Annotated in this window: 24 protein-coding genes; 9 read left to right on the forward strand and 15 right to left on the reverse strand. The window is 61.5% G+C overall.

Going from position 1 to position 23,193, the window contains the following annotated elements:
- Nucleotides 1–14: 14 nt before the first annotated feature.
- Nucleotides 15–1,502 carry a carotenoid oxygenase family protein gene (locus OU993_RS13710; RefSeq protein WP_268158256.1) on the reverse strand — a complete coding sequence of 496 codons (1,488 nt, stop codon included), beginning with the start codon at nt 1,500–1,502 and terminating at the stop codon, nt 15–17.
- Nucleotides 1,503–1,536: 34 nt separating this feature from the next.
- Nucleotides 1,537–2,724 carry an MFS transporter gene (locus tag OU993_RS13715; protein ID WP_268158259.1) on the reverse strand — a complete coding sequence of 396 codons (1,188 nt, stop codon included), beginning with the start codon at nt 2,722–2,724 and terminating at the stop codon, nt 1,537–1,539.
- A gap of 133 nt (nt 2,725–2,857) precedes the next feature.
- On the opposite strand from OU993_RS13715, the gene OU993_RS13720 reads away from it, so the two are divergent.
- The 5 genes from OU993_RS13720 (at nt 2,858) to OU993_RS13740 (ending at nt 7,993) form a co-directional block, all read left to right on the forward strand.
- Nucleotides 2,858–3,937: a LysR family transcriptional regulator gene (locus tag OU993_RS13720; protein ID WP_268158261.1), complete on the forward strand. Its 1,080-nt coding sequence runs from the start codon at nt 2,858–2,860 to the stop codon at nt 3,935–3,937.
- 157 nt (nt 3,938–4,094) lie between these two features.
- Nucleotides 4,095–5,096 carry a TRAP transporter substrate-binding protein gene (locus OU993_RS13725; RefSeq protein WP_268158262.1) on the forward strand — a complete coding sequence of 334 codons (1,002 nt, stop codon included), beginning with the start codon at nt 4,095–4,097 and terminating at the stop codon, nt 5,094–5,096.
- 54 nt (nt 5,097–5,150) lie between these two features.
- Nucleotides 5,151–5,672 carry a TRAP transporter small permease gene (locus OU993_RS13730; RefSeq protein WP_268158264.1) on the forward strand — a complete coding sequence of 174 codons (522 nt, stop codon included), beginning with the start codon at nt 5,151–5,153 and terminating at the stop codon, nt 5,670–5,672.
- On the forward strand, nt 5,669–6,970 hold the full coding sequence (locus OU993_RS13735; protein WP_268158266.1) for a TRAP transporter large permease: 1,302 nt from the start codon (nt 5,669–5,671) through the stop codon (nt 6,968–6,970). Before OU993_RS13730 ends, OU993_RS13735 begins: the two co-directional genes overlap by 4 nt.
- A gap of 51 nt (nt 6,971–7,021) precedes the next feature.
- Complete coding sequence (locus tag OU993_RS13740) at nt 7,022–7,993, forward strand: amidohydrolase family protein (RefSeq protein ID WP_268158268.1); 972 nt, start codon at nt 7,022–7,024, stop codon at nt 7,991–7,993.
- A 182-nt stretch (nt 7,994–8,175) separates the two neighbouring features.
- On the opposite strand, the gene OU993_RS13745 is transcribed toward OU993_RS13740, so the two are convergent.
- From OU993_RS13745 to OU993_RS13800, 12 genes are all read right to left on the reverse strand, one after another.
- Nucleotides 8,176–9,105 (reverse strand): 3-keto-5-aminohexanoate cleavage protein, encoded by a 930-nt coding sequence (locus tag OU993_RS13745; RefSeq protein WP_268158271.1) that lies wholly within the window; start codon nt 9,103–9,105, stop codon nt 8,176–8,178.
- 33 nt (nt 9,106–9,138) lie between these two features.
- Nucleotides 9,139–10,152, reverse strand: a complete 1,014-nt coding sequence (locus OU993_RS13750) for a branched-chain amino acid ABC transporter permease (protein ID WP_268158274.1) — start codon at nt 10,150–10,152, stop codon at nt 9,139–9,141.
- Nucleotides 10,152–11,015, reverse strand: coding sequence for a branched-chain amino acid ABC transporter permease (locus tag OU993_RS13755; protein ID WP_268158275.1), 864 nt, complete (start codon nt 11,013–11,015; stop codon nt 10,152–10,154). The genes OU993_RS13750 and OU993_RS13755 overlap by 1 nt, the downstream gene beginning before the upstream one ends.
- A gap of 3 nt (nt 11,016–11,018) precedes the next feature.
- Nucleotides 11,019–11,723, reverse strand: coding sequence for an ABC transporter ATP-binding protein (locus tag OU993_RS13760; protein ID WP_268158277.1), 705 nt, complete (start codon nt 11,721–11,723; stop codon nt 11,019–11,021).
- Nucleotides 11,716–12,444, reverse strand: a complete 729-nt coding sequence (locus tag OU993_RS13765) for an ABC transporter ATP-binding protein (RefSeq protein ID WP_268158280.1) — start codon at nt 12,442–12,444, stop codon at nt 11,716–11,718. The genes OU993_RS13760 and OU993_RS13765 overlap by 8 nt, the downstream gene beginning before the upstream one ends.
- A gap of 32 nt (nt 12,445–12,476) precedes the next feature.
- Nucleotides 12,477–13,751, reverse strand: coding sequence for an ABC transporter substrate-binding protein (locus OU993_RS13770; protein ID WP_268158282.1), 1,275 nt, complete (start codon nt 13,749–13,751; stop codon nt 12,477–12,479).
- A gap of 23 nt (nt 13,752–13,774) precedes the next feature.
- On the reverse strand, nt 13,775–14,437 hold the full coding sequence (locus OU993_RS13775; protein ID WP_268158284.1) for a DAPG hydrolase family protein: 663 nt from the start codon (nt 14,435–14,437) through the stop codon (nt 13,775–13,777).
- Nucleotides 14,438–14,449: 12 nt separating this feature from the next.
- Nucleotides 14,450–15,706, reverse strand: a complete 1,257-nt coding sequence (locus OU993_RS13780; protein WP_268158285.1) for an ABC transporter substrate-binding protein — start codon at nt 15,704–15,706, stop codon at nt 14,450–14,452.
- A gap of 45 nt (nt 15,707–15,751) precedes the next feature.
- Nucleotides 15,752–16,687, reverse strand: coding sequence for a 3-hydroxyacyl-CoA dehydrogenase family protein (locus OU993_RS13785; protein ID WP_268158286.1), 936 nt, complete (start codon nt 16,685–16,687; stop codon nt 15,752–15,754).
- A gap of 2 nt (nt 16,688–16,689) precedes the next feature.
- A complete protein-coding gene (locus tag OU993_RS13790) occupies nt 16,690–17,496 on the reverse strand; it encodes an SDR family NAD(P)-dependent oxidoreductase (RefSeq protein WP_268158287.1) in 807 nt (268 codons plus the stop codon).
- Nucleotides 17,493–17,843 (reverse strand): cupin domain-containing protein, encoded by a 351-nt coding sequence (locus OU993_RS13795; protein WP_268158288.1) that lies wholly within the window; start codon nt 17,841–17,843, stop codon nt 17,493–17,495. The genes OU993_RS13790 and OU993_RS13795 overlap by 4 nt, the downstream gene beginning before the upstream one ends.
- A 100-nt stretch (nt 17,844–17,943) precedes the next feature.
- Entirely contained in the window at nt 17,944–18,780 is an 837-nt protein-coding gene (locus OU993_RS13800; protein WP_268158289.1) for a cyclase family protein, read from the reverse strand.
- Between the two features lie 225 nt (nt 18,781–19,005).
- On the opposite strand from OU993_RS13800, the gene OU993_RS13805 reads away from it, so the two are divergent.
- On the forward strand, nt 19,006–19,770 hold the full coding sequence (locus OU993_RS13805) for an IclR family transcriptional regulator (RefSeq protein ID WP_268158291.1): 765 nt from the start codon (nt 19,006–19,008) through the stop codon (nt 19,768–19,770).
- Nucleotides 19,771–20,074: 304 nt separating this feature from the next.
- On the forward strand, nt 20,075–21,001 hold the full coding sequence (locus tag OU993_RS13810; protein ID WP_268159664.1) for a lysylphosphatidylglycerol synthase transmembrane domain-containing protein: 927 nt from the start codon (nt 20,075–20,077) through the stop codon (nt 20,999–21,001).
- A gap of 22 nt (nt 21,002–21,023) precedes the next feature.
- Here OU993_RS13810 and OU993_RS13815 read toward each other — a convergent pair whose 3' ends face one another.
- On the reverse strand, nt 21,024–21,509 hold the full coding sequence (locus tag OU993_RS13815) for a MarR family winged helix-turn-helix transcriptional regulator (RefSeq protein ID WP_268158294.1): 486 nt from the start codon (nt 21,507–21,509) through the stop codon (nt 21,024–21,026).
- Nucleotides 21,510–21,799: 290 nt separating this feature from the next.
- Here OU993_RS13815 and OU993_RS13820 point away from each other — a divergent pair, with 290 nt between their 5' ends.
- Both OU993_RS13820 and OU993_RS13825 read left to right on the forward strand, forming a co-directional pair.
- On the forward strand, nt 21,800–22,627 hold the full coding sequence (locus tag OU993_RS13820) for a p-hydroxycinnamoyl CoA hydratase/lyase (RefSeq protein WP_268158295.1): 828 nt from the start codon (nt 21,800–21,802) through the stop codon (nt 22,625–22,627).
- 169 nt (nt 22,628–22,796) lie between these two features.
- Nucleotides 22,797–23,189 (forward strand): diacylglycerol kinase, encoded by a 393-nt coding sequence (locus tag OU993_RS13825; protein WP_268158296.1) that lies wholly within the window; start codon nt 22,797–22,799, stop codon nt 23,187–23,189.
- Nucleotides 23,190–23,193 lie beyond the last annotated feature (4 nt).

Below are 23,193 nucleotides of genomic sequence, written 5' to 3' on the forward strand. Positions count from 1 at the left end.
GCCAGCCTCGTCTCTTAGAAACCGCGGTCCGAACCCAATGCGCTGCCCGGTACCCAGATGCCGTGGAAGCCTTCATGCACGCGGCAGGGGAATTTCAGGATGGCGACCGGCCCTTGGGCGAGATTGCGGGCATCCAGAATGACAAGATCGGTGCGGTTTTCCGCGCGGCGGCCGACCATGGTCATCAGCCAGCCGTCGCCTTCCTCTGCATCCGGGCTGCGCGGCACGAAGCAGGGTTCTTCGGGCGACGAATCCGGCCCGGCATAGAAGAGTTCGATCTTGCCGGTCTCCTCGTCGAAATGGCCAAGGCAGGTGAAGGGCGGGCCCTTCGGACCGGCCGGCAGCATCGGCCACCGGGCCGGGTGGTTGGTGCCGAACCAGAAATGCCGCGTGCGGCGCATGGAAAAGCGCGGATCGACCACCGGCATTTCGCCAATGTGGTTGATGAAACGCTCCACCGTGACGTCGCCGCCTTTGGTGGAAAGATCGACGATCCAGCGTTCGCCGAACGGCGGTAGTTCGTGCGCATGGGGGTTGTGAATATCCGGGAACTGGCTGAGCCAGCCGGATTCGTTGACAAAATGATCGAGCACCAGCCGGCTGCCGTCATCCCAGGCATTGAAGGTGTGCGTCTGCATGGCGATCTTGGGCGCCGTGTACCAGCGGATTGCGGAAACGCCCTGGTCACGCGGGATGACCGCGATATAGGTGTGCTTCTGGTTGTCCCAGTGCCAGTAGGATTCGCCCTTCTTCACCCGATCCCATTCGCAGACCATCGGGCAGATGACGAAGGCGATGAAATTGCGCGACACCAGGAAGTCGTGCACCATCGAACAGTAGGGTGCCTTGAAGCGTTCGGTGCGGGTGAACTGGCCTTCCTTGTCTATGGAGTAGACCTCGATTTCGTCGCTGGCGACACCCTCGCAGTTATAGGCAAAGGCAACGCATTCCCCGGTTAAGGGGTCGACCTTCGGATGAGCTGTGAAGGTTCGGCTTTTCAGCTGGCCACCGAAATCGACTTCGCCGCGCGTTGTCAGATCGTTCGGATCAAGCTCGTAGGGGCGGCCGGATTCCTTCAGCGCATAGAGCTTGCCGTGGTGCCAGAGCACGGAGGTATTGGCCGTGTTGGCATCTTCGCCGATCACTTCCGGGCTATCGGTAAAGGGGTTGCGATAGGCGCCAAACAGGGCACGACGTGCGGCACGCTCCAGCTGGAACTTGCGGGTGCGGACATAGCGCATGGTCAGGTCCGCATGGCCGTTCTGGATGCGAACGGAATGCACCATGCCGTCGCCGTTCAGGAAGATGTCCTTGCCGTGCAGCGGCGGATAGGTGTGGTCGGCGCTGTTACGGATATACATGCCTTCCAGCTCAGGCGGTATGCGGCCGATCACCTCGAGATCGTGCACTTCGCCTTCGATGCGCACCGGTGCGGCATAGCCGTTGAACACGACATCATCCGGAAATTGCAGCCCAGGGGGCAGATTGACATGCTGGTTCATGGTGATCTCCATGGTTTCGTCTGGGAAATGGGATTCAGGCGGTCGCCAGGGCAGGGGCCTCGGCGCTGCGCGCCAGTTCCTTGCGCGCCAGCAGCATGGCCGTGACAGCGATCGTGGCAAAACAGGCGACCGACCAGCCGAGGCCGTGATAACCGATATTGGCAACGATCAGGCCGCCAAGAGCCGGGCCGATGGCCGAGCCGAACATCATCATGGCCGGTGTTGCGGCCACGGCTCTTCCCGTGGTGTCGATTTTGGCGAGAAGACCGAACAGGAAGGTATGCGTGAAAATGACGAGCGACACGTAGAAGATGGTCGGCACCGCATAAAGGGGCAGGCTTGAGGAACCGGTCATGGTGAGCGCAAGGAGCGCCTGCAGAATGGGACCGGCAATGCCGACGGCAATGGGAGAAAGGCGTTTTTGCAGAAGTGCGGCCAGCAGCCCAGGCGCCAGATTGACGAAGCCCATGATGACCAGGATCATCTGCACCTTGTCGAGGCCGAACTCGCGGGTCGTGCCGATGCGCTCGACATAGGAAAACACGGTTGCCTGATTGAGTGCCAGGCAGACGACAACCAGGATCGTCAGCCAGGCCATCCGCGGCAGTGGAGCCCGGGTTGCGCGAGCGATCTGCAGCTTGCCCGCCTCTTTTGTCGCAGCGTCCTTCGGGAAAAGCAGTATCGCGACGAGACATGCAAGCCCCATGGTGGCAGCCATGGCCTGGAACAGAAGCTGCCCGCCGAGATTGGCAATCAGCGTCGGAATGGTCGCGAACATCACGATGGCAAGCGCGCCCATGGCAATGTTGACGATGCCGAACAGACGGTGCGGATTGGCGGTGCGCCCGATCGTTCCGTGGGTGACGGAAAGGGCGGCACCGGCGCCGAAACCTGCGATCAGGTGGAGAAGGATGAAGGGAAAGACGCCAGTCGCCGGGGCCGAAAGCAGGGATGTCGTCCAGAAGGCGGCGGCGGAAATCGCAAAGCCAGCGGCGACGAAGATGCGGTGTGGCAATCGGGTAAACAGCGGCGCGAAGAGGACGCTCGAGGCTACGACCGCCGCCAGAAATGCCGTGACGACAAGCCCCGCCTGCGGCGCCGACAGCCCATAGAAGTTCATCAGGCTGCCAATCCACAGGGGCAGGGCGGCAAGGTCGATCATGCCCGCCATGTGGCAGATGCTGAGCGTGCTATAGCTGATAACGCTGTTCAATTTGGTCATGGGGCTCCTCCCTGGTTCGATGTGCAGGGTCAAGAGCGGGCTCTTGGCACATGCTCTCTTCCTCAGCGTCTCCCGTCCGGCATTACCTCCCACCGACGGCGACAGCTTGAATTTAGCTTTCGTCAATTAAACAATGAAACAGATTGTATTGGTGATGATCATCGATATCATCGATACATCTGGAAAGGAGCTTGCGATGCGTCTTGAACGGTTCGATCTGAATCTCCTGGTGGTTCTCGATGTTCTCCTGGAGGAGCGCAACGTCACGCGGGCGAGTGAACGCCTGCATATCGGTCAATCGGCCACGAGTGCGGCGCTTGCCAGGCTTCGCGATTATTTCGGCGACAGTCTTCTGGTGCCGGTCGGGCGGCGGATGGAACTGACGCCGCTCGCCCAGAGCCTGGTCGGGCCGGTGCGGGACGCGCTGATGCGGGCACGGTCCGCCATCGCGATTCGCCCCGTCTTTGAGCCTTCCGCCATTGCGCGCAGCTTTTCAGTTGCTGCATCGGACTACATGCTCGACGTGCTTCTGGCCGAAGTGGTGCGGGACCTTGCAACAACCGCACCGGGGATGCGCCTCGACATTCGCCGCACGCCTCTCGATGTCATCGAAACCTTCGAGCGCGGCGCGATCGATCTGCTGATCATCCCCGAACAATATGCAAGCCGCCTGCAGCACCCGCAGGTCGAAGTTCTGCGCGACGAGCATGTCTGTATGCTGTGCGCAACGGCCGCAGGTTCGATGAGCGAGTTGACCATGGATGAGTATCTGGATCGCGGCCATGTTTCGATCCGGCTCGGCAACGAGGCAAGCCTCGCCTTTGAGGAATGGTTTCTGCCCCGGTATGGCCGCCAGCGCCGGGTCGAATGTACCATCGACCAGTTCAGCATCGCGCCGCTTCTGGTCATGGGCACGCAGCGCATCGTCACGAATGCACCGGCGTATGGCCGAGGAAATGGCAAAGCGTTTTCCGGTCAAGCTGTTTGCTGCGCCTTTCGAGATGCAGCCGCTGACGGAAGTCATGGTCTGGCCACGTTACCTGGACGAAGATCCTGCCCATCGCTGGCTCAGGGCGGCAATCCAGCAGAAAGTATCCCCTGGTTCTTGATGATGCCGGAAGAGACAACGCCTCCGAGCGTCGCCACGATCCACTCGCGTTGGATCCTGTTTCTTGCTGCATCGGGCGGCGTGCTGCGTCTGCGCTTCATCTGATCGTGCCAAGGTCGCTGGATGTCCGACGCAGGATGCGCGTTCTTCCCGCGCGCTGAACCGGGCCTCTTGACAGACAACATGTCTTGCTCAATGGTACAGATGTACTGAATTGCGGCTCGTTGAGGAGCGGTCGTTTCATGGTACTGGGGAGGAATTCATGAAGAATATGTTTTCTGCCGGCCTTCTGGCCGGGATGATGCTTGCTGTCGGCATGTCGCCGGCGCTGGCTCAGACCACGCTGAAGGTCTCGAGCTATCTGCCGCCGAACCACACCTGGCAAAAGGCGCTGGTGCAGTGGGGCGAGGAGCTGAAGGCGAAGACCGGCGGCGAGGTGTCCTTGGAAATCTATCCAGCCGCACAGCTTGGGCCGGTCAACCGCCAGTTCGACCTGGTGAAGACTGGCGTCGCCGATGTTGCCGTGATCCTTCACAGCGCAACGCCGGGCCGTTTCCCGGTCACGGAACTCGCCGGTTTGCCGCTGTCCTATCCGTCTGCCGGGCAGACCAGCGAAATCACCTCGCGTCGCCTGACGGAGCTTGCGCCGCAATACCTGGCCGCCGAACACGCCGGCACGAAGATCCTCTGGATGGCCGTGACGCCGCCGCTCAAGCTGCACACCACCTCCGTGGCCGTTACCTCGATCGACAAGGTCAAGGGTCTGCGCGTGCGGTATGCCGGAAAGGTGTTCCAGCAGATGCTGGAAGCATTCGGTGCGGCACCGCTGCCCGTGTCCCCGGGCGAGACGGCCGACAGCCTCTCCAAGGGCATCATCGATGCGACGACCTTTCCCTACGAGGCAACCAAATCCTTCAACCTTGGGCCAATCGTCAAACATTCGATGGAACCGGGCCTCGCCTCCAACAGCTTCGCGCTGGTGATGAACCAGTCGGTATTCGACGGGCTGAGCGAGAAAAGCCGCAAGGTCATCGAGGAGACCACGGGACCGCAGCGCGCTGGGGACTTCGGCAAGATGTGGGACGCGGGCGAAGCGGAAGGCCGCGCTTACATGATCGAGAACAAGGTCTCGATCGAGACGCTGAGCGACACGGAACTCGCCCGCTTCAAGAAGGCGCTCGAACCTGTCAATGCTGCAGCCATCGCGCAGATCGACCAGTCCGGCAAGCCGGGAAGTGCCTTCGTCGCTGCCTACACGAAGTAGGCCGCCGCTGCCCGCGCCGCATCACGCGGCGCGGTTCTCCCGGAGGAATTGACCATGCATAGCCTTTCTCGCCTGGCATCCACGCTCGACCGGTATTTCCGGTGGCTCTCGCTTGCTGCCGGAGCCGCCCTGATCGTGATGATGCTGGTGACGGTTGCCGATGTCTTCATGCGCTACGTTTTCAATTCGCCCGTTCGCGGGTCCTACGAACTCGTTGAAATCTGCCTTCTGATCAGCGTGTTTTTTGCGCTGCCGCAGGTGATTGCCAACAGCCAGGAGATCGTCATCGATCTCATCGATGGCCTGATGTCACCGGGCGCGGTTAACGCTCTCAAGTCCATTGCGGCTTTTGCCACCGCGGCCGTTCTCCTCTTCCTTCTGTGGTCGATGCTGCAGCCGGCGACGGAGGCCTACAGCTACGGAGATGTGAAGCTGGAGCTTGATTTTCCGGTCTGGATACTGTGGAGCCTCGCTCTGTTCGGTCTTGCCAACAGTGTCATTGCCAGCCTCTTCGTCCTGTCCGTCAGGCACAGCGATGATCCGCGCCATCCGCCATCCCAGGACCATGCCGAATGACACCTGCCTTTCTCGGACTGTTCGTCGTCCTCTCGCTTTTTGCCATCCTGTTCTGCCGCATTCCGGTCTGGGTCGCGCTGACCCTGTGCGGCATCGTCGGCAATGTCCTGCTGTCGCGCCTGTCCGTCGCCTCAGCCGTGGCCGGGACCACCGCCTTCGACACCGCGTCGAGCTACGGCCTGTCGGTGATCCCGCTGTTCATCCTTATGGGCGAAGTCGCCAGCGGAAGCCGCCTTTCGGCGGAACTCTTCAAGGCGGCCCGTGTCGTGCTGTCTGGGCTGCCGGGTGGACTTGCGGTTGCAACCATCGGCGCCTCGGGAGCCTTTGGCGCGGTCTGCGGCTCATCCGTTGCGACGGCTGCCACGATGACCCGCATCTCGGTGCCCGAAATGCGTGCCGCAGGTTATGATGACGGTTTTTCCGGAGCCTCCGTTGCTGCCGGCGGCAGTCTCGGCATCCTGATCCCGCCGTCGATCATCCTCGTCATCTATGCCGCGATTGCCGAGCAGTCGGTGCCGAAACTGTTTGCCGCAGCGCTCATTCCCGGCATCGTGCTGATGCTTCTTTATATCCTGGTGGCGCTGGTCATCGCCAGCCGCCTGCCCGGCAAGGCTCCCGCCGATCCGTCGGCCAGCATCAAACAAAGGCTGCTGGCGCTGAAGGAACCGTGGCAGTTCATCGTTCTGTTCACCTGCACGATCGGCGGCATTTATGCCGGTGTCTTCAGCCCGAACGAGGCTGCGGCGATCGGTGCCTTCGGCGCCATCCTCCTGGGCTGGCTTGGTCGTCGCCTGACCTGGGCAAGCCTTGCCCATGCGGTGAAGGTGTCGGTGGTCTCCAGCTGCGTGCTGTTCATCATCATCATTGGCGCGACGATCTTCGCGAACTTCGTCGTGCAAACGAAGCTTCCCGATCTGCTCCTCTCCGGCGCCCATTCGCTTGGTCTGGCACCTGCCGCGGTCATGGTGCTGATCGTGATCATCTATGTGATCATGGGATGCTTCCTTGAAGGCATTGGCATGGTGCTGATCACGGTTCCAGTCTTCCTGCCCGTGGTTGTCGGCTTCGGTTACGATCCGATCTGGTTCTCGATCATCGTCGTCATCGTGGTGGAACTCGGCCTGATCCATCCACCGGTCGGAATGAACCTCTTCATCATCCAGGCGCAAATGCCGAGCCTGAACATCAAGCAGCTCTATGTCGGCATCCTGCCATTTCTCATTGCGCCCTTCGCGCTCATCCTGCTGCTGTTCGCCTTCCCAGGCCTCGCGCTGTGGCTTCCATCCATTCTCTACTGACCCATCAGACGAAACAGCCTGCATGGCTCAGGTCGTTTCGCAGGAGGAAACATGACTTTCGACCGGACTCCGAAAATCGCCCTCGAAGAACATTTCATGGCGCCGGGTTTCATCGACTATTTTAACAAGACCGCCATCAACATCAGTCCCGATCTTTTCGGAAAGGCGTTGACTGCCCTGCAGGATTTCGGCGAACGGCGCCTGGCGGCGATGGATCTGATCGGCATCGAAAAATCCGTCCTGTCGCTGGCCGGTCCTGGCGTCCAGGCCGAAACGGAGACGGCAACGGCCATCGCCAAGTCACGCGAGTGCAACGACTTTCTCGCCGCACGGATCGCCGAGCAGCCAAGCCGTTATGCCGGTTTCGCGCATCTTGCCATGCAGGATCCCAAGGCCGCCGCCGATGAGTTGCAGCGCAGCGTCGAGCAACTGGGCCTGGTCGGCGCCATGATCAACGGTCAGACCAATGGCGCCTATCTGGATGACGACCGGTTTTCGGTCTTCTGGGAACGGGCGGCGGAACTTTCTGTGCCGATCTACATCCATCCCTACAATCCGCCGGATTTCCCCTACATGTATCACAATCACCCGGAGCTGTTCGGGCCGGTGTGGTCGTGGACGGTCGAAACCGGCAACCACGCGCTGCGCCTTGTCTTCAGCGGCCTGTTCGACCGTTTTCCCAAGGCAAAGCTGCTGTTGGGACATATGGGCGAAACCCTGCCCTACCAGCTGTGGCGGTTCGACAGCCGCTGGGAAATCAGCAATCGCGGCGAACGCCGTCTTCAATTGAAGCCATCAGATTATTTCAAGCGGAACGTCTGGGTCACCTCGGCGGGCGTTTGCTCCGACGAGCCGTTGCGCTGCGCGATCGACGCGCTCGGCGTTGACCGCGTTCTCTTCTCCGTGGACTACCCGTTCGAGAAGGCCGAGGAGGCCGGCCGCTGGATCGAGGCGGCGCCGCTGAGCGACGAGGAACGCCGAAAGGTCTGCCATGGCAATGCCAAGGCACTGCTGAGACTGTAGCCTCCGGCGAAGTGGCCAAACGCAAGAAGGAGCCGGGGTCACCGGCTCCTGCGTACGCCATACGAAGGCGTAAAATCTGCAGATCTCGTTTGTTGAGGTAATTTGGCCGGCGGACCGAAAACGGTGCCGCCGGTTTGTCGTAAAGGGAAGGCCGATACCGCGATCCGCCTTCCCTGCTTGAACTAGAACTGCACCTTGTCGCCGCCCTTCAGATCAAGCACCTCGCGCGCCTCGTCCGGCGTTGCCACCTCGCAGCCGAGATCCTCGATGATGCGGCGGATCTTTGCCACCTGTTCGGCATTGCTGGCGGCGAGCTTGCCGCGACGGATGAACAGGCTATCCTCGAGGCCGACGCGCACATTGCCGCCCATCTGGCTGGCGGTTGCGGCGAGTGGCATCTGCGCACCGCCGGCGCCCAGCACCGACCAGCGGTAATCCTTGCCGAACAGGCGGTCGGCGGTGCGTTTCATGAAGATCAGATTGTCCACCTCGGGGCCGATGCCGCCGAGAATGCCGAAGATGAACTGGATGAAGATCGGCGCCTTGAACAGGCCGATATCCATGCAGAACTTCAGATTATAGAGATGGCCGACATCGTAGCACTCATGCTCGAACTTGATGCCGTGCGGCGCAAGTTGTCTCGCTGCATTGCCGATATCGGCAAAGGTGTTGCGGAAGATGTAGGTGTCGGAATTGGCAATATAGTCCTTCTCCCAATCGAACTTGAAGGATGAGTACCGCTCGGCCAGCGGATGGAACGAGAAGTTCATCGAGCCCATGTTCATCGAACACATTTCCGGCGAAAACGTCAGCGCCGGGCCGATCCGTTCCTCGATCGTGTTTTTCAAGCTGCCGCCCGTCGAGATGTTGATGACCGCGTCGGTGGCCTGCTTGATGCGCGGCAGGAAGGCGGCGAAATCCTTCGGATCGATCGAGACGCCGCCGTCGTGCGGCCGTCTGGCGTGTAGATGCAGGATGGAGGCGCCGGCCGCCGCCGCATCGACGGCCTGCCGGGCAATGTCGTCGGGCGTATAGGGCAACGCATCCGACATGGTGGGGGTGTGGATCGCGCCGGTGATCGCGCAGGTGATGATGGTTTTTTCCTTGGCCATATCAGGCTCCTTTTCAATGAAGGTCGAGGGGCATCAGCCGAGCCCGCGCACCCGGCGACTGATGGGAAAGAGCTCGAGGCCGCGCCGCCCCCGGACCAGCCCCCAGAGGCCCGAAGGCGCCTTCAGCATGATGAGGATCGCCGCAAGCCCCATCGCGATGAGGTAGACGGTGCCGAGATCGGCAAGCGTTTCGCGCAGCGCAAAGAAGATCAGAGTGCCGATGATCGAGCCTTCGATCGTGCCGATGCCGCCGATGACGACGATGAAGATGACGAAGGCCGTCCAGTCATTCGGCGAAAACGCGGCGTCCGGAGAAATTCTGAGCTTCTGCAGGAAAATGAGCGCGCCAACCAGCGTCGTCAGCCCCGCCGTCACGAGATAGACAACGAATTTGGTTTTCCAGATATCGATGCCGAGGGAGCGCGCCGCCAGCTCGTTGTCGCGGATTGCCATCAGGGCGATGCCTCGCCGCGATCTGAGAAACAGGAAGACTGCCCCGATGACGACCACCGCCACGCCGAGCGCCAGCCAGTAGGCAAGCGCCTCGCGCAGGAAACGCCCGCTGGCGAGCGTGGTGACGACCGAGACCGGCAGCGAGATCCCCGAGCCGCCGCCAAGCGCAGAAACCTGCGCCGCCGTTAGCCGGAAGACTTCGGCCACAACCCAGGTGCCGATGGCAAAATAAGCGCCTCGCAGCCGGAAGATCAGTGTCGCGACCGGCGCAGCGATGAGCGCACCGATCAGCGGTGCCAGCGCAATGGCGAGCAGCGGATGCAGGCCGGCAAGCAGCGTGAGCGCAAAGAAGACATAACCGCCAAGCCCCACATAGGCCTGTTGTCCGACCGAGACGAGGCCGGCATAACCGGCAAGCAGATTCCAGAGTGATGCCAGCGCCAGGTAGAGAAAGATCTCTCCGAACAGACGCAGGTCCGCCCGGCCCGCCCACCAGGGGGCGAGTGCCATGACGACGATGATGACGAGGAGAACCCCCATGGCGACGGTGGAGAGCCGGGTGGAACGGGAAACGGAAAGCGTCTGGTCCGGCATCAGTCGATCCTCGGGAAAAGGCCGCGCGGGCGCACCGCCAGAATGATGAGAAACACCAGGTGACCGGCCTGGACCTGAAAGCCAGGATCGATCTTGGCGCCCAGCGTCTGGGCGACGCCGAGGATGACGCCGCCGGCGAGCGTGCCCCAGATATTGCCCAGCCCACCGATGATGACGGCCTCGAAGCCGAAGATCAGCCGTGATCCGCCGGCGGCGGGATCAAAGGAGGTGCGTATGCCAAGAAAGACGCCGGCCAGTGCCGTGACCGCCAGCGCAAGCGCCATGGCGAGTGCGAAGATGTGGGCTCGGTTGATGCCCATCAGCTGGACGATATCCTGACGGTCGGACGTTGCGCGGAAAGCGCGGCCGAGCGCGGTGTGATAAAACATCCATTGCAACAGGCCGATCACGAGGACGGCGGTCATGAAGACGATCAGTGGCAGGACGCCGACCGAGACAGGCCCGATGCCGAGGCTCGCGGTCTCGATCGCCCCTGCCTTGAGCTTCTGCGGGTCGGCGCTATAAAATGTCAGAAGTGCATTCTGGATGATGACCGAAAGCCCGAAGGTGACGAGCAGGGGCGGCAGAATGTCGTTGCCCATGGTACGGTTCAGAAGCAGCCGCTGCAAGCCATAGCCCGCGAGCGCCATCACGGGAACGACGATCAGCGCCGCCGCCAGCGGGTGCAGGCCCAGCATCACCGAGGTCGTCAGCGCCACATAGCTCGACAGGACGATCAGATCGCCATGCGCGATGTTGACGAGCCGCATGACCCCGAAAATCAGGCTGAGGCCGGCTGCAAACAGCGCATAGAGCCCGCCGAGAAGAATGCCCTGAATGATAGGTTCCAGCCAGAATTCCATGGGCTATATCCCGAAATAGGCGCGGCTGATCTCGTCATGCGAGACCTTGCCCGATGGGCCTGTCAGCGAAACGCGACCTTCCTGCAGGCAGTAGACGCGCGATGAAACCGAAAGAGCCTTGGCGATGTCCTGTTCGACCACGATGGCGGTCAGGCCCTCGCCGATGATGCCGGGCAGTGCTTCGTAGATCGACCGGATGATGACGGGTGCGAGCCCCAGGCTGATTTCATCCATCATGATCAGCTCCGGGTTCGACATCAACGCCCGTCCGATCGCCACCATCTGCTGCTGGCCGCCGGAGAGTGACGTGGCGGGTGCATTGCGTCGCTCCTCGAGCACGGGAAACAGGTCGTAAATGCGCTTGAGGCTCCACGGACCCTTGCGTTTCAACTGCCCGCCTATCATCAGGTTTTCCTCGACGCTGAGGGAGGCAAAGAGAAGCCTTCCCTCCGGAACGAGCGCGATGCCGAGGGCCGCGATCTGATCGACGCGCATGCCGCCGATCGGACGCCCTTTCCAGCACACCGCGTCCGGCCGCGCACGGAGAAAGCCGGTGACGGCGCGCATCAGCGTCGTCTTGCCTGCGCCGTTTGCCCCGATCACCGCGATGACATCACCGCGGTTAACCTGCATCCCGACGCCATAAAGGGCCTGGAAATCGCCGTAGAAGGCGTCGAGCCGCTGGATGTCGAGAAGCGCCTCAGTCATGAGCGACGATCCCCATGTAGATCTCCTGCACCTCGCGGCTCTCCATCACAGTGCGCGGGGGGCCGTCGGCGATCTTGCGCCCGAAGTCGATGACGATCAGCCGGTCAACCACGGCAAGCAGCGCGTGAACGACGTGTTCGATCCAGACGATTGAAACCCCTGTCGCCCGAACCTCGCGGATCGTATCGATCAGCGAATGGCATTCGCGCTCCGTCAGCCCGCCGGCAATTTCATCGAGCAGAAGCACCCTTGGCCGGGCACACAGGGCGCGGGCCAGCTCGAGCCGCTTGCGCTCGAGGAGCGTCAGACTACCGGCCATCGCATTCGCCTTCTTGAGCAGGCCGGTGCGCGCCAGCACATCCAGGCAAAGCTCGTCGGAATCTGCGCCTGTCAGTCCCGCCCCTTGTGTGCTCGCCACGGACACGTTTTCAAAGATGGTCATGGCCGCGAAAGGTTGCGGCACCTGAAAGCTACGGGCAATGCCGGCTCGGCAGCGCTTGGGCGCGGACCAGGCGGAGATGTCCTGACCGCCGAGCCGGATTGCGCCACGATCCGCCCTGATCGTGCCGGTCACCAGATTGAACATCGAGGTCTTGCCCGCGCCGTTCGGGCCCAGCACGCCAAGCGCCTCACCCTCTTCCAGTGCCCAACTCTGGTGATCGGCGACGACGATGGCGCCATAGGCCTTTCCAACCCCGTCGAGTTCAAGGATCGCGGTCATGAGATCTCCTGCGAAGGTGCGGGTCGCACGTGTCAGGCCAGAAGGTGCAGCTTGCCCGTCACCGGAATGACAGGTGCTGGCGCATTGGTGACGATCTTGAGGGCCACACCATCGCCGTCCTTCTGCCACTGGCCTCCGACGAGCGGCGTTTTGGTGACGTTCTTTACCGGCCCCTTCGACCAGTTGACCGGACCGATGATGGTGTTGAGATCCGTCGCGGCGATCGCCTTGATGATGGCGGCCGGATCATCGAGGTCTTCCGCGCGCGCCACGACGCTGGCGACGACCTCGAACAGCGCGTGCTTGAAGCCGATCGGCTGCGTCCACGGACGTCCCGTTGCCTGGCTATAGCCGTTTGCAAGCTCGGCCGAACTGACCCCGGTCAAGGAAGACTTGAACGGGTGGGATGGCGACCACCAGACTTCCGAGGTCAATCCGATGCCGCGCGGGCCAAGCCCGGTGATGACGCTGGGGAAGAGCAGGGCCTTGCCGATGGTGACGATCTTCGGCTTGAAACCCTGCTGTGCGGCCTGGGACCAGAAGGTGGCAAAATCCGGCGGGATCATGTTGCCTGTGACGATCTCACAGCCCGCCTGCTTGAAGGCATTGATCTGGTGGGTGAAGTCGTCCGAGAGCGGCTGATAGCGGCCAGGATCGGTCAGCGTGTAACCCGCCGCGGCGAGCGGTTTCGGCAGGCCGAGTTCCGCATCGCCCCACGCATTGCCGTCAGCATCATTGGGAAAAAGGCCGGCAACCTTCTTCGGCACACCCGCCTCGCTCCACATGGCGAGGAAGACGGCAATCACGTCCTCCAGTCCCCAGAAGAAGTGATAGGTGCTGTCAAAGCCGGTGTCCGGCTTACCGCCGCGGCCAAAGAAATAGGGTTGCCACGGGCAATCGGTGGTGATGCAGGGAACCTGGTTCACCTCCGCCTGGTCGGAGACCGGATTGACGGTATCCGGCGTGGAGGCGGCGACGATGATATTGACCTCATCCTTGAGGATCAGTTCGGATGCGACTTCAGCGGCCCGGTTCGGGTTCGACTGGCTGTCCTTCGAAATGATCTCGATTTTCCAGCGCTTGCCGTTGTTGTCGATGCCGTCGCTGAAGCGTTTGGCGATGGCGGATAAAATGTAATCATCGGCTTCCGCAAACCCGGCCAGTGGACCGGTGCGCGGGCTGACGTGGCCGATCTTCAGCGTCGGCGTTGCCGCATAGGCCCGTGTGTGTCTCAGTATGGCCGGTGCCGCGACGACTGCCATGGTGCCAGCCATGAACGCACGGCGATTGGTGTTGATCATCTTCATGTCGTCCTCCTCCCAAAAGACATTCAGAAGCTCGCATCCCCGGTCACCTGCCGGTAGAGAACCGGCAGAAGATCGGCGAGATATCCCATTTCCTCGATCGCGTGTTTGTGGAGGCCGTGGCAGAACGCGTCGTCCAGTGCCTCCTTGCGAATGGCGGCGCGAACCGGCTCTGGCAGTTCCTCGCCATCATTCTGGCTGTGCACATCGCCAAACCAGAACCGCGTGCGCATTTCGCAGCCGAAATCGGTGTTGCGCACGAAGTGGCACATGTGGCCGAGATTGATCGGCCGCTCCAGGGAACCCGGCCGCGCGCACACCCCGACACCATCGACCGCACGATACCCCGCCGGATCGAAGACTTGGAGCGGATCGCGGAAGTGAATCCGGAGCTTGTGAACCGGACCGGAGCCGCCGAGCGTCTCGTGCACCAGATGCTTGGCGCCGTAATAATTGCCGCCGTTGCCGCGATCTTCCCAGTCGGAAAACAGGTGATCGCCGGGGTGCCACAGCTTGTACTGATCGGTTCCTCCCAACCAGCCGAACCACCAGTGCACCATCTTTGCCCGGCAATGCGGCATGCGGGTCAAGGCGGCGATCGTAACATAACCATCGTCGTAGCGCCGGATGCCGCTTTCCAGGGCGAGATAACCGGGTTTGAGCAGGTCGTTTCTTTCTTCAAAACGCATTGTCGCTCCTCCCTAGAGTGCCTGCAACGATCGTGTGACCGGAATGGCAAGCGTTGTTGGATTGGCCGCGATTTCAAGCCCATAGCCCGCGCCGTCCCAGTGCCACTGTCCGCCCATCATCGCCGCCTTGGCGACGTTGGCGATGGGGCTTTTCGACCAGTTCGCCGGACCAAGCGTGGTTTCCATGTCGGTTGATCGGATCGCCGCGATGACGGCTGCCGGATCGGACACGTCCGAAGCGCGTTTCAGGACATCGACAGCAAGATCGAGGAGCGCGTGTTTGTATCCGACGGTCTGCACCCAGGGGCGTCCGGTCGCTGCCTGCCACGCGGCTGCGATCTCCGCCGCCGTTTCCCCGGTCGTTGCAGAACGGAAGGGGAAAGCCGGGTGCCAACCGAGCTCCGTCGAGAGACGGTCGCCGCCTTTGCCCAGTGCCTCGAGCGTTGCAGGCAGGAGCAGGCACTTCCCGATCGTCGCGGCCTTGGGTCGGAAACCCTTCTGAGCGGACTGCGACCAGAAGCTCAGGAATTCGGGCGGGATCATCGTTCCCATCACGATGTCGACCCCTGCCTGCTGGAAGGCCGCAATCTGAGCGGAAAAATCGTCCGCCATCGGCGTGTAGCGACCCGGATCGATAACCTCGTAACCGGCGGCTTTCAGGGCTGGCGGGAAACCAAAACTTGCGTCACCCCAGGCATTGCCGTCTACATCATTGGCCAGCAGCAAACCGACTTTGCGATTGGTCGCAAGACCTGACCAGAGCTTCAGATAGGCCGCTATGACATCTTCCAGGCCGAAGGCGAACAGGAAGGTGTTCTGGAAACCCTTTTGAGGTGAAGAGCCGCGCCCCATGACGAAGGATTGCCAGGGGCAGGCGGTGGAGAGCGAGGGGGTTCCGTTGAGCTCGGCCTGGTCGGCGACCGGAATGACCGTATCCGGCCCGCCGGAGGACAGAAGCAGCGTCACCTCGTCTCTCAGGATCAGGTCGGACGCGACCTCGGCCGCCCGGCTCGCGCTTGACTGGCTGTCCTTCACGATGAGGTCTATCGGTCGGCCTCCGACGCCCTCGCTAAAGGCCTTCTTGAACTGCTGGATGACGAAGGCATCCGGCTGGGCGAAAAATGCCAGCGGGCCGGTGCTGGGCGTTACCAGGCCGATGCGAATGGGCTCAGCCGCAAAACCGCTGCGGGTCCGCAGCAATGCCGGCGCGGCGAAGGCCACAGCGGCACCTTTCAACACTTGACGTCTGTTCGGTCTCGTTATGCGCATCTCGTCTCCTCCTCCGAGAGAGTTCACATGAACCTCTGATCAGTTTCATTCCTTCCTGGGCAGGATCGTCTCCAGTTTTTGCAGATGGGTCGACACACGGGCTCGGACGGCAGACGCCTCCTCCGGCGTCCATGCATAAAAACCCTCACCGGATTTCATTCCAAGCCGGCCGCTCGCCACCATCTCCTCCAGAAGGGGGGAAGGGCCACGCCGGTCTTCCAGATCGGCCAGCACCTGGGCATGGATGTCGAGCGTCAGATCGAGGCCGACGAGATCGGCATTTTCAAGCGGCCCGAGCACCGCAAGCCGGCGGCCGAAGCAGGATTTGATGACGGTATCGACCGAGGCCGCATCGCAGATGCCGCGCTCGACGAGACTGATGGCTTCCCGCCACAGGGCATGTTGCAGCCGGTTGCCGATAAAACCCGGCACGTCCTTTGCCACGCGGACCGGTGTCTTTCCTGCGCTTCCGAGCAGTCCCATCATGACGTCCACAACCGGCTCATGCGTCCATTCCGTCTTGATGACCTCCACCAGCGGGATGAGATGCGGCGGGTTCCACCAGTGTGTTCCAAGAGCGCGCTCCTTCCGCGTCAGCCCGGACATGATCTGCGTGATCGGCATCACGGAGGTGTTGGACGCCAGGATGGCGTCGTCTGGTGCGTGGGCCTCGACCTCGGCAAAGATCGCCTGCTTCAGCGCCATCTTTTCAGGTGCCGCTTCGAAGACGGCCTGCGCCTGTGAGACGGCACCGGCAAGTGTGTCCGAAACGCTGATACGACCAAGGATGAGGGCGATCGTCTCAGGATGTTCGCCGAGCAAGGCCAGGCTGTCGGCGATACGTTGTCTGACGGCTGCACGTGCAGCCTCGACGGGATCGTGAACCGTCACGGGATGACCCGCCCGCGCCATGGTGAGCGCGATGCCGTGTCCCATGAGGCCGGCACCGATCACGGCGATGTTTCGGTGGCTCTCGCTCATGGTCATCCCGCCGTATAGCCGCCATCGGCATAAAGAATATGCCCGGTGTAAAAATCGGATGCCCGCGAGGCGAGGAAGAGCAGCGGCCCGGCAAGATCCTCCGGCTCGCCGAGGCGACCCTTCGGCACGCGGGCGAGGAAGCCGGTGCGCACCTCCTTCGCGCGTTCCGTATCCTCAAACATCCAGGCCGTCAGCGGCGAACGGAAGACGGTAGGTGCAATGGCATTGACGGTGATGCCCGTCGGTCCCCATTCGCAGCCGAGTGCTTTGGTGATGCCGTCGACGGCCGCCTTCGAGGCGCAGTAGGCGGTGTAGCCGGCCGGATGGCCGAGCAGTCCGCGGGCTGACGACATCAGCACGATCTTGCCGCCTTCACCCTGCTCCAGCATGCGGCTGCCCACGGCTCTTGCCATCAGCCAGGACTGCGTGACATTGGCGTCCATCACGTCCAGGAACCGGGCCGGCGCCATATCGACGATCTTGGCGACATCATTCTTTCCGGAGGCCACGACCAGGATGTCGACACGCCCGAACTGCGCGACGGTTTCGGCAACAATACCCGCGCAGGCAGTCTCATCCGCCGGTCGGGCGTTGATGCTGTGAACGTCGGCGCCGAGTTGCCGGCAGGCATCCGCGGTTTCGGCAAGGGCTGACGCATTGCCGGCGACCAGCGCCAGTTTTGCGCCGGCACCCGCCAGAATGCGCGCGGCAAGCGCACCGAAGGCCCCGGAGGCGCCAGTGACGATCGCGACTTTGCCGCGGACATCGAACAGCAGCGCCGGGTTCCTGAGAAGGTTCTCTTCGGTCATGGTTTTGCTCCCGGCGGGTAGGGAATGACGACAAGCATCTTGCAGACATGGTTGGTGCGGTTTTCGATCTCCCGCACTTCGCCCGGCGGAATGGTGCAACTGTCGAAGGCCCCCAGCACCACTTCCTTGCCATCGGCGATGACGGTCATTTCGCCTTCCAGCACCACGTAGACCTTCTCAAAGGGCGTGGAATCCGGTCCTGCACCGCCGCCGGGCAGGAATTGTGAAAGACCGACCCATTGGTTCTGTGGGCCGCCCTCCTCGAAGCCTTGCAGACGCAAGCCAAGGACACCGCGGTGATTGGCGGCCTCATAGGGTTTGGCGTCACTGAAACGTTTGATATGCATGCGCTCTCCTCCTTGCTGGCCATCTCCTTGCGGAGCGGCGATGACGGGACCTCCTCCGTCCCGCCATGCCGGGCATCTCGTCTGGCACGATCCGTGCGACTCAGAATGCCTCGCCCTTGGCGATGCGGTAGGTCTGGTCCTTGTCGATCATGGCGACGAGGCGAATGATGCAGCCGTCGCCGCGATCCCAGTTCCAGGGGAAGAAGGCAAAGGTGCAGCGCTTGCCGGTGACGGCATCCAGATCGCCGCCGACATTCTCGATGCCGAGAATGCCGTTCTTGAAGAGGATGTTGTGAACCGGTTCCCAGTCCGGGAAGTCATCCTTCCAGTCGCGGCCGCCGGACCACTCGAAATATTCTTCCTTCAGATGCGGCAGAAGCGGGCCATTGCGTTGCGGGCCGATGGCGGTGGCGAGCGGATGGTCGTTTGCCTGGGTGTCGTGGCCAACGACCTTGACGCCCTTCTCCACCATCCACTCGCCTGCAGACGGGACGAAGCCGGGGCAATAGGCAAAATAATCGCCATCCTCGTACTGCTTGTGCCAGCCGGTGTTGATGATCAGCACATCGCCCTTGCGAATGGCGTGACCGCAGGCCTTTTCCAGGTCCTCGCCGGTGATCGGTTCCCACTTTTTCTTCGGCAGCGACACGACGATGCCAGTGCCAAAGAAATGCGGCAGCGGCACTTCATCGATGAAGGGCGTGCCCTGAACCACATGGGCGGGTGCATCGATATGGGTCGTGGCATGCATGGTGGTGGTGATGCGCTGAGAGAGCACCCCCGACTTGGCCATGTAATGGATGCGCTCGATATGCGTGTCCTGGAAATAGGGCCAGTTCGGGTTCTGGAAGCCGAACCGGTGGCTGAGGTTGTAGAATTCCAACCCCATCGAATTGTCGGTATTTGCTTCGAATTCGATCCCGCGGATCTTGACCATGACGCAATCCTCCTCTGTTCGCGGCTGCTTCGGGAAGCCGCCACGGCGTTCTGTCAATCTGTTCGGATGTCCTCCCATCCATACCGTATCATGATGCATCTGGACTGCATCGTGGTCAACATGAATCTCACATTACGGTATTTGTGCATCGCAGAATGGTACGGTGGCTCTGGAAATCGCCGCACAGCTGTGCCAGATAAGAGATAAGTGAAAGGTGATTTGAAAATGACGGAAGCTGTGACGGAGGAGACCGCGCTCGCGCGCAACGGCATTCAGGTGATTTCCCGGGCGGCGGCGGTGTTGCGCGCCCTGCGGGAGGACCCCAACGGCCTTTCGCTCGGCCAGATTGCCGAACGGGTAGGGCTTGCCCGATCCACCGTGCAACGGATTGTCGCGGCTCTGCAGGAGGAACGCCTTGTCTACAGCGCCGGCAGTGGTGACATCCGGCTGGGGCCGGAAATCACTGCACTGGCCCAGGCGGCCCGTTTCAACGTCGTTGATCTCTGCAGGCCCTTGTTGATGGATCTGGCGCAGAAGACCGGCGAGACGGCCGATCTCTCGGTTCTGCGTGGCCACCAGATGATCTTTCTGGATCAGGTCGCCGGCAGTCAGCGCTTACGGGCCATCTCGGCGGTGGGTGACATTTTTCCGCTGACGGACACAGCCAATGGCCGTGCCGTGCTGGCTGTGATGTCGCCGGATGCCGCCGAGCAACTGGCGCGGGAGGAGTTGCGAAAAAAGGGCGCCGAAGGCTCCTGGCCGGCTCTTGCGCATTTGCTCGAGACGATCCGCAAGGATGGCGTGGCTTATGATCTTGATGAACATACCGAAGGCATCTCCGCAGCAGGCATTGCCTTTCGCGACTGGAGAGGCGCGCTTCACGCGATCTCGGTACCGGTTCCCACCGCACGTTTTGAAAGCCAGCGCGCAAACGTGGTGGCGGCGCTCAAAGCGGCAAGAGTGGCGGCCCTTGGATTGCTTGGCACCTAGCCAGATCGGGAAGCATACAACCCTGCGGCAGGAGGAGACGATCCTGCGACATGCCGGCCGCAAGCGATACCTCGCGTGCCGCCGGGGCAGGGCCTGTTTCCGGTGTATTGCTGCGCAATATCATGGCGCTGTCATGCAAAAGTCGCGACATCGTCCGGTGCCGGACCGTTACTCGCATCCCTCAGCCTAGAACTTTAGGCAGCCTTTACGCATCAGTCAAAAGATGGCAGGTCTGCTTATCCATCATTAAAGAATGGCGCCCACAATGGCAGCCATCACGTGTGCATGAGCGGGAGAAGGGTTCATTCTCAGGAAATACGGATGGTCGGCGCTGGGCCTGGTGGTTGTCGTGGTGTCGGTCTGGCTTCTCTACAAGGAACTGCGCGGTCTCTCGCTGGACGAACTCGGCGAAAGTTTTGCGGCTATTCCGGTTTCACATTGGTGTCTGGCTGTTGTCTGTTCCATCGCGGCCTATGGTGCTCTGGCCGGTTATGATGCGCTTGCGCTCGCCTATCTACGCCGCCGGGTCAACTGGTGTTTCATCACGCTGACCTCTTTCACCACCTATGCGCTGTCGCACAATCTCGGCGCATCTGTCGTGTCCGGCTCGGTGATCCGCTATCGCGCCTATTCCTCCAAAGGACTGAGCGCCATAGAGATCGGCCAGCTGGTGGCCTTTTGTTCCTTCACGTTCGCGTTCGGCACCGTGCTTCTGTCCGGCGTCACGCTGCTCATTGAACCGTCTCTCGGCGAACGGTTTATCCCCGGTCTTTCCAGCGAGGCAGCACGTGCTGTCGGTGTGTTCATCCTGCTTCTCGTGGCGGCCTATGTATACGGCAGCTGGAAAAATTTCCGCCCCTTGTGCATCGGGCCGATGAAGATCGAATATCCAGGCTTGCGCACCGTCGCGCTGCAACTGATCATCGGCCCGATCGAACTCGTGGCCGCCGCCGGGATCATCTATTTTGCCCTGCCGAGCGCCGGCAATCCGGGCTTCTTCACCGTTCTCGGCATCTTCCTGATGTCGTTTTCTGCGGCTCTTTTGTCCACGGCTCCGGGCGGGCTCGGCGTCCTTGAGCTGGTCTTTGTCAATGGGCTGCCGGAAATGGACAAATCGGATGTCCTGGCAGCGCTGATCGTCTTTCGTGTGCTTTATCTTCTTATTCCGTTTGCGCTTTCGCTGATCTTTGTCCTGATGTTCGAAAAACGGGCTTGGCGTAAGACGGCGTGAGATGGGTCCGATACCGACGGATTTATTCGCCGGATGTGTCCTCGCTCCAGATCAGGGACAGCAGGCGCCGCAGCTCGGCCCGTTCCTCAAGTGACAGGCGACGTAGCGTTTTTTCTTCGTGCTGCCGGATACGGTTCAGCCAGTCGAGCGCGGTTTTAAGGCCGGTCTCGGTCGGATAGAGCCGCTGGATCCGCTGGTCCGCGGGATCATCCTTGCGCAGGAACAGATCCCGTGCCTCCAGCTGCTGCAGAAGACCGACGATATTGGCGCGCTTGATGCCAAGCATCCTGCAGATATCCGCCGATGTGCTGCCCGGCTGTTCGACGATCGACAGCAGTACGCTCATGGTGATGGGCCGCGCCCCCACATCGTCGAGTGCCGCCACCGCCCCGTTCAGATCATGCACCGAGGCGCGCCGCAGGTGGTACCCCACAAGCTGATCGAGCGCATCGCGGATGTGGTCGGCGGAGACTTTGGTCGGTGTCCTGGAGAGGTTTGTCTCGTTCATCAGTTCCCCTCTTGACGCGCTTCATTCTGGCGACAATAATGTTATACATCATAGCAGTCAACGCGAGGAGGCGCTGAGCACTGTCTGGTGGGTGATCCTGCTCGGGAGGAGAGGATGGACAACGAACACGATAGGGCGGATGCCGGATCGTGTCACGAGTGACTCCTGCTCCCAACAAATCCCATCCACGCTGCACCTCATGCGCCAGTCACGGCAGGTTCGCCTGTACCCCATAAGGCCGCCATCGACATTTCGCTGGCAGCTCCAACCAAAAACGCAAGGATAGCGAAATGGCAAATGATGTTGATACGGTGGTCTTCGAGGTCAAGGATCGTATCGCCTGGGTTCGTTTCAACCGCCCGGACAAGCGCAATGCGATGAGCCCGACGCTGAACCGGGCGATGATGGATGTGCTGGACGAACTGGAATTTCGCGACGACGTCGGCGTCCTGGTTCTGACCGGGGAAGGCAGTGCCTGGACCGCAGGTATGGACCTCAAGGAGTATTTCCGCGAGACCGAGGCCCTGGGGCTGAAGGGAACGCGCAAGGCACAGCGTGAAAGCTACGGCTGGTGGCGCCGCCTGCGTTGGTATCAGAAGCCGACGATCGCCATGGTCAACGGCTGGTGCTTCGGCGGTGGCTACGGACCGTTGTTTGCCTGCGACCTCGCGTTCTGCGCCGACGAGGCGAAGTTCGGTCTCTCCGAGATCAACTGGGGCATTCTGCCGGGCGGCGGCGCGACCAAGGTTGCGGTCGAACTTCTGCCGTTCCGTAAGGCCATGTACCACGCCATGTTGGGTGAACCGATCGACGGCAAGACCGCGGCCGATTGGGGTCTCGTCAACGAGAGCCTTCCGCTCGCCGATCTCGAAGCGCGCGTCACCTCCGTGGCCAAGGTGCTTCTGGAAAAGAACCCGGTTGCGCTGAAGGCCACCAAGGATGCGGTGCGCCGCGTCGGCATCATGACCTATGACGAGGCCGAGGATTACCTTGTCCGCGCCCAGGAAGCCGCCAATTCCTACGATAATGACGGACGCAAGGAAGGCATCCGTCAGTTCATCGACGAAAAGAGCTACAAGCCTGGTCTCGGCGCTTACGACAAGTCGCGCCGCGGCTGACCCCTTCACGGATCCGGCCGGCGCTTTGAACGCACCGGCCGGGTGCGGTGAATGATTTCGGCAGAATGCTTTGTCCCGCGTCATCCCGACGATTTGCATTGCACTTCGCCTTTTCATCGTCGAAATACGTCTGGTCAACCAGACGTGGGACGGGAAGCCGCAAACAAGCATGATGGATCAACGGAACAGCCCGCCCAAGGTGCGGGGGTGGCGGCACCTTCTGGCCGCTCAGCTCTATTCCATCAGCGGCTTCAGGCGTCTCCTGCAGGAAACCGCATTCCGTCATGAGATCCTCGCCTTTTTCGCCTCGCTTCTCGTCTTTGCCCTGATGGGCGCGGAGCCTGGGGAGTTTGTGGCACTCATCATCCTGTTTTGCGTCGTGTGTGCCGTTGAGGCACTGAACACCGCAATCGAGGAAATCATCGATCGGATCTCCCCGGAACTCTCGGTCACCGGGCGCCATGCGAAGGATCTCGGTTCCTTTTCCGTTTTCTGTCTGCTCATCGCCTGGGCGGTGCTGATGGTCTATGTCGCCTATCGGCATCTGTGGTTGCCGCACTGACAAG

It is taken from the genome of Rhizobium sp. SL86 (assembly GCF_026672545.1).
Classification (GTDB): Bacteria; Pseudomonadota; Alphaproteobacteria; order Rhizobiales; family Rhizobiaceae; genus Neorhizobium.

Bases quoted from the DNA above. Each gene is read 5' to 3' on its own strand.
- OU993_RS13770 (WP_268158282.1), bottom strand. From the start codon at position 13,751: ATGAAGATGATCAACACCAATCGCCGTGCGTTCATGGCTGGCACCATG.
- OU993_RS13780 (WP_268158285.1), bottom strand. From the start codon at position 15,706: ATGCGCATAACGAGACCGAACAGACGTCAAGTGTTGAAAGGTGCCGCT.
- OU993_RS13715 (WP_268158259.1), bottom strand. From the start codon at position 2,724: ATGACCAAATTGAACAGCGTTATCAGCTATAGCACGCTCAGCATCTGC.
- OU993_RS13765 (WP_268158280.1), bottom strand. From the start codon at position 12,444: ATGACCGCGATCCTTGAACTCGACGGGGTTGGAAAGGCCTATGGCGCC.
- OU993_RS13775 (WP_268158284.1), bottom strand. From the start codon at position 14,437: ATGCGTTTTGAAGAAAGAAACGACCTGCTCAAACCCGGTTATCTCGCC.
- OU993_RS13795 (WP_268158288.1), bottom strand. From the start codon at position 17,843: ATGCATATCAAACGTTTCAGTGACGCCAAACCCTATGAGGCCGCCAAT.
- OU993_RS13725 (WP_268158262.1), top strand. From the start codon at position 4,095: ATGAAGAATATGTTTTCTGCCGGCCTTCTGGCCGGGATGATGCTTGCT.
- OU993_RS13815 (WP_268158294.1), bottom strand. From the start codon at position 21,509: ATGAACGAGACAAACCTCTCCAGGACACCGACCAAAGTCTCCGCCGAC.
- OU993_RS13760 (WP_268158277.1), bottom strand. From the start codon at position 11,723: ATGACTGAGGCGCTTCTCGACATCCAGCGGCTCGACGCCTTCTACGGC.
- OU993_RS13755 (WP_268158275.1), bottom strand. From the start codon at position 11,015: ATGGAATTCTGGCTGGAACCTATCATTCAGGGCATTCTTCTCGGCGGG.
- OU993_RS13735 (WP_268158266.1), top strand. From the start codon at position 5,669: ATGACACCTGCCTTTCTCGGACTGTTCGTCGTCCTCTCGCTTTTTGCC.
- OU993_RS13745 (WP_268158271.1), bottom strand. From the start codon at position 9,105: ATGGCCAAGGAAAAAACCATCATCACCTGCGCGATCACCGGCGCGATC.
- OU993_RS13805 (WP_268158291.1), top strand. From the start codon at position 19,006: ATGACGGAAGCTGTGACGGAGGAGACCGCGCTCGCGCGCAACGGCATT.
- OU993_RS13820 (WP_268158295.1), top strand. From the start codon at position 21,800: ATGGCAAATGATGTTGATACGGTGGTCTTCGAGGTCAAGGATCGTATC.
- OU993_RS13710 (WP_268158256.1), bottom strand. From the start codon at position 1,502: ATGAACCAGCATGTCAATCTGCCCCCTGGGCTGCAATTTCCGGATGAT.
- OU993_RS13800 (WP_268158289.1), bottom strand. From the start codon at position 18,780: ATGGTCAAGATCCGCGGGATCGAATTCGAAGCAAATACCGACAATTCG.
- OU993_RS13730 (WP_268158264.1), top strand. From the start codon at position 5,151: ATGCATAGCCTTTCTCGCCTGGCATCCACGCTCGACCGGTATTTCCGG.
- OU993_RS13750 (WP_268158274.1), bottom strand. From the start codon at position 10,152: ATGCCGGACCAGACGCTTTCCGTTTCCCGTTCCACCCGGCTCTCCACC.
- OU993_RS13740 (WP_268158268.1), top strand. From the start codon at position 7,022: ATGACTTTCGACCGGACTCCGAAAATCGCCCTCGAAGAACATTTCATG.
- OU993_RS13790 (WP_268158287.1), bottom strand. From the start codon at position 17,496: ATGACCGAAGAGAACCTTCTCAGGAACCCGGCGCTGCTGTTCGATGTC.
- OU993_RS13785 (WP_268158286.1), bottom strand. From the start codon at position 16,687: ATGAGCGAGAGCCACCGAAACATCGCCGTGATCGGTGCCGGCCTCATG.
- OU993_RS13720 (WP_268158261.1), top strand. From the start codon at position 2,858: ATGAAACAGATTGTATTGGTGATGATCATCGATATCATCGATACATCT.
- OU993_RS13825 (WP_268158296.1), top strand. From the start codon at position 22,797: ATGATGGATCAACGGAACAGCCCGCCCAAGGTGCGGGGGTGGCGGCAC.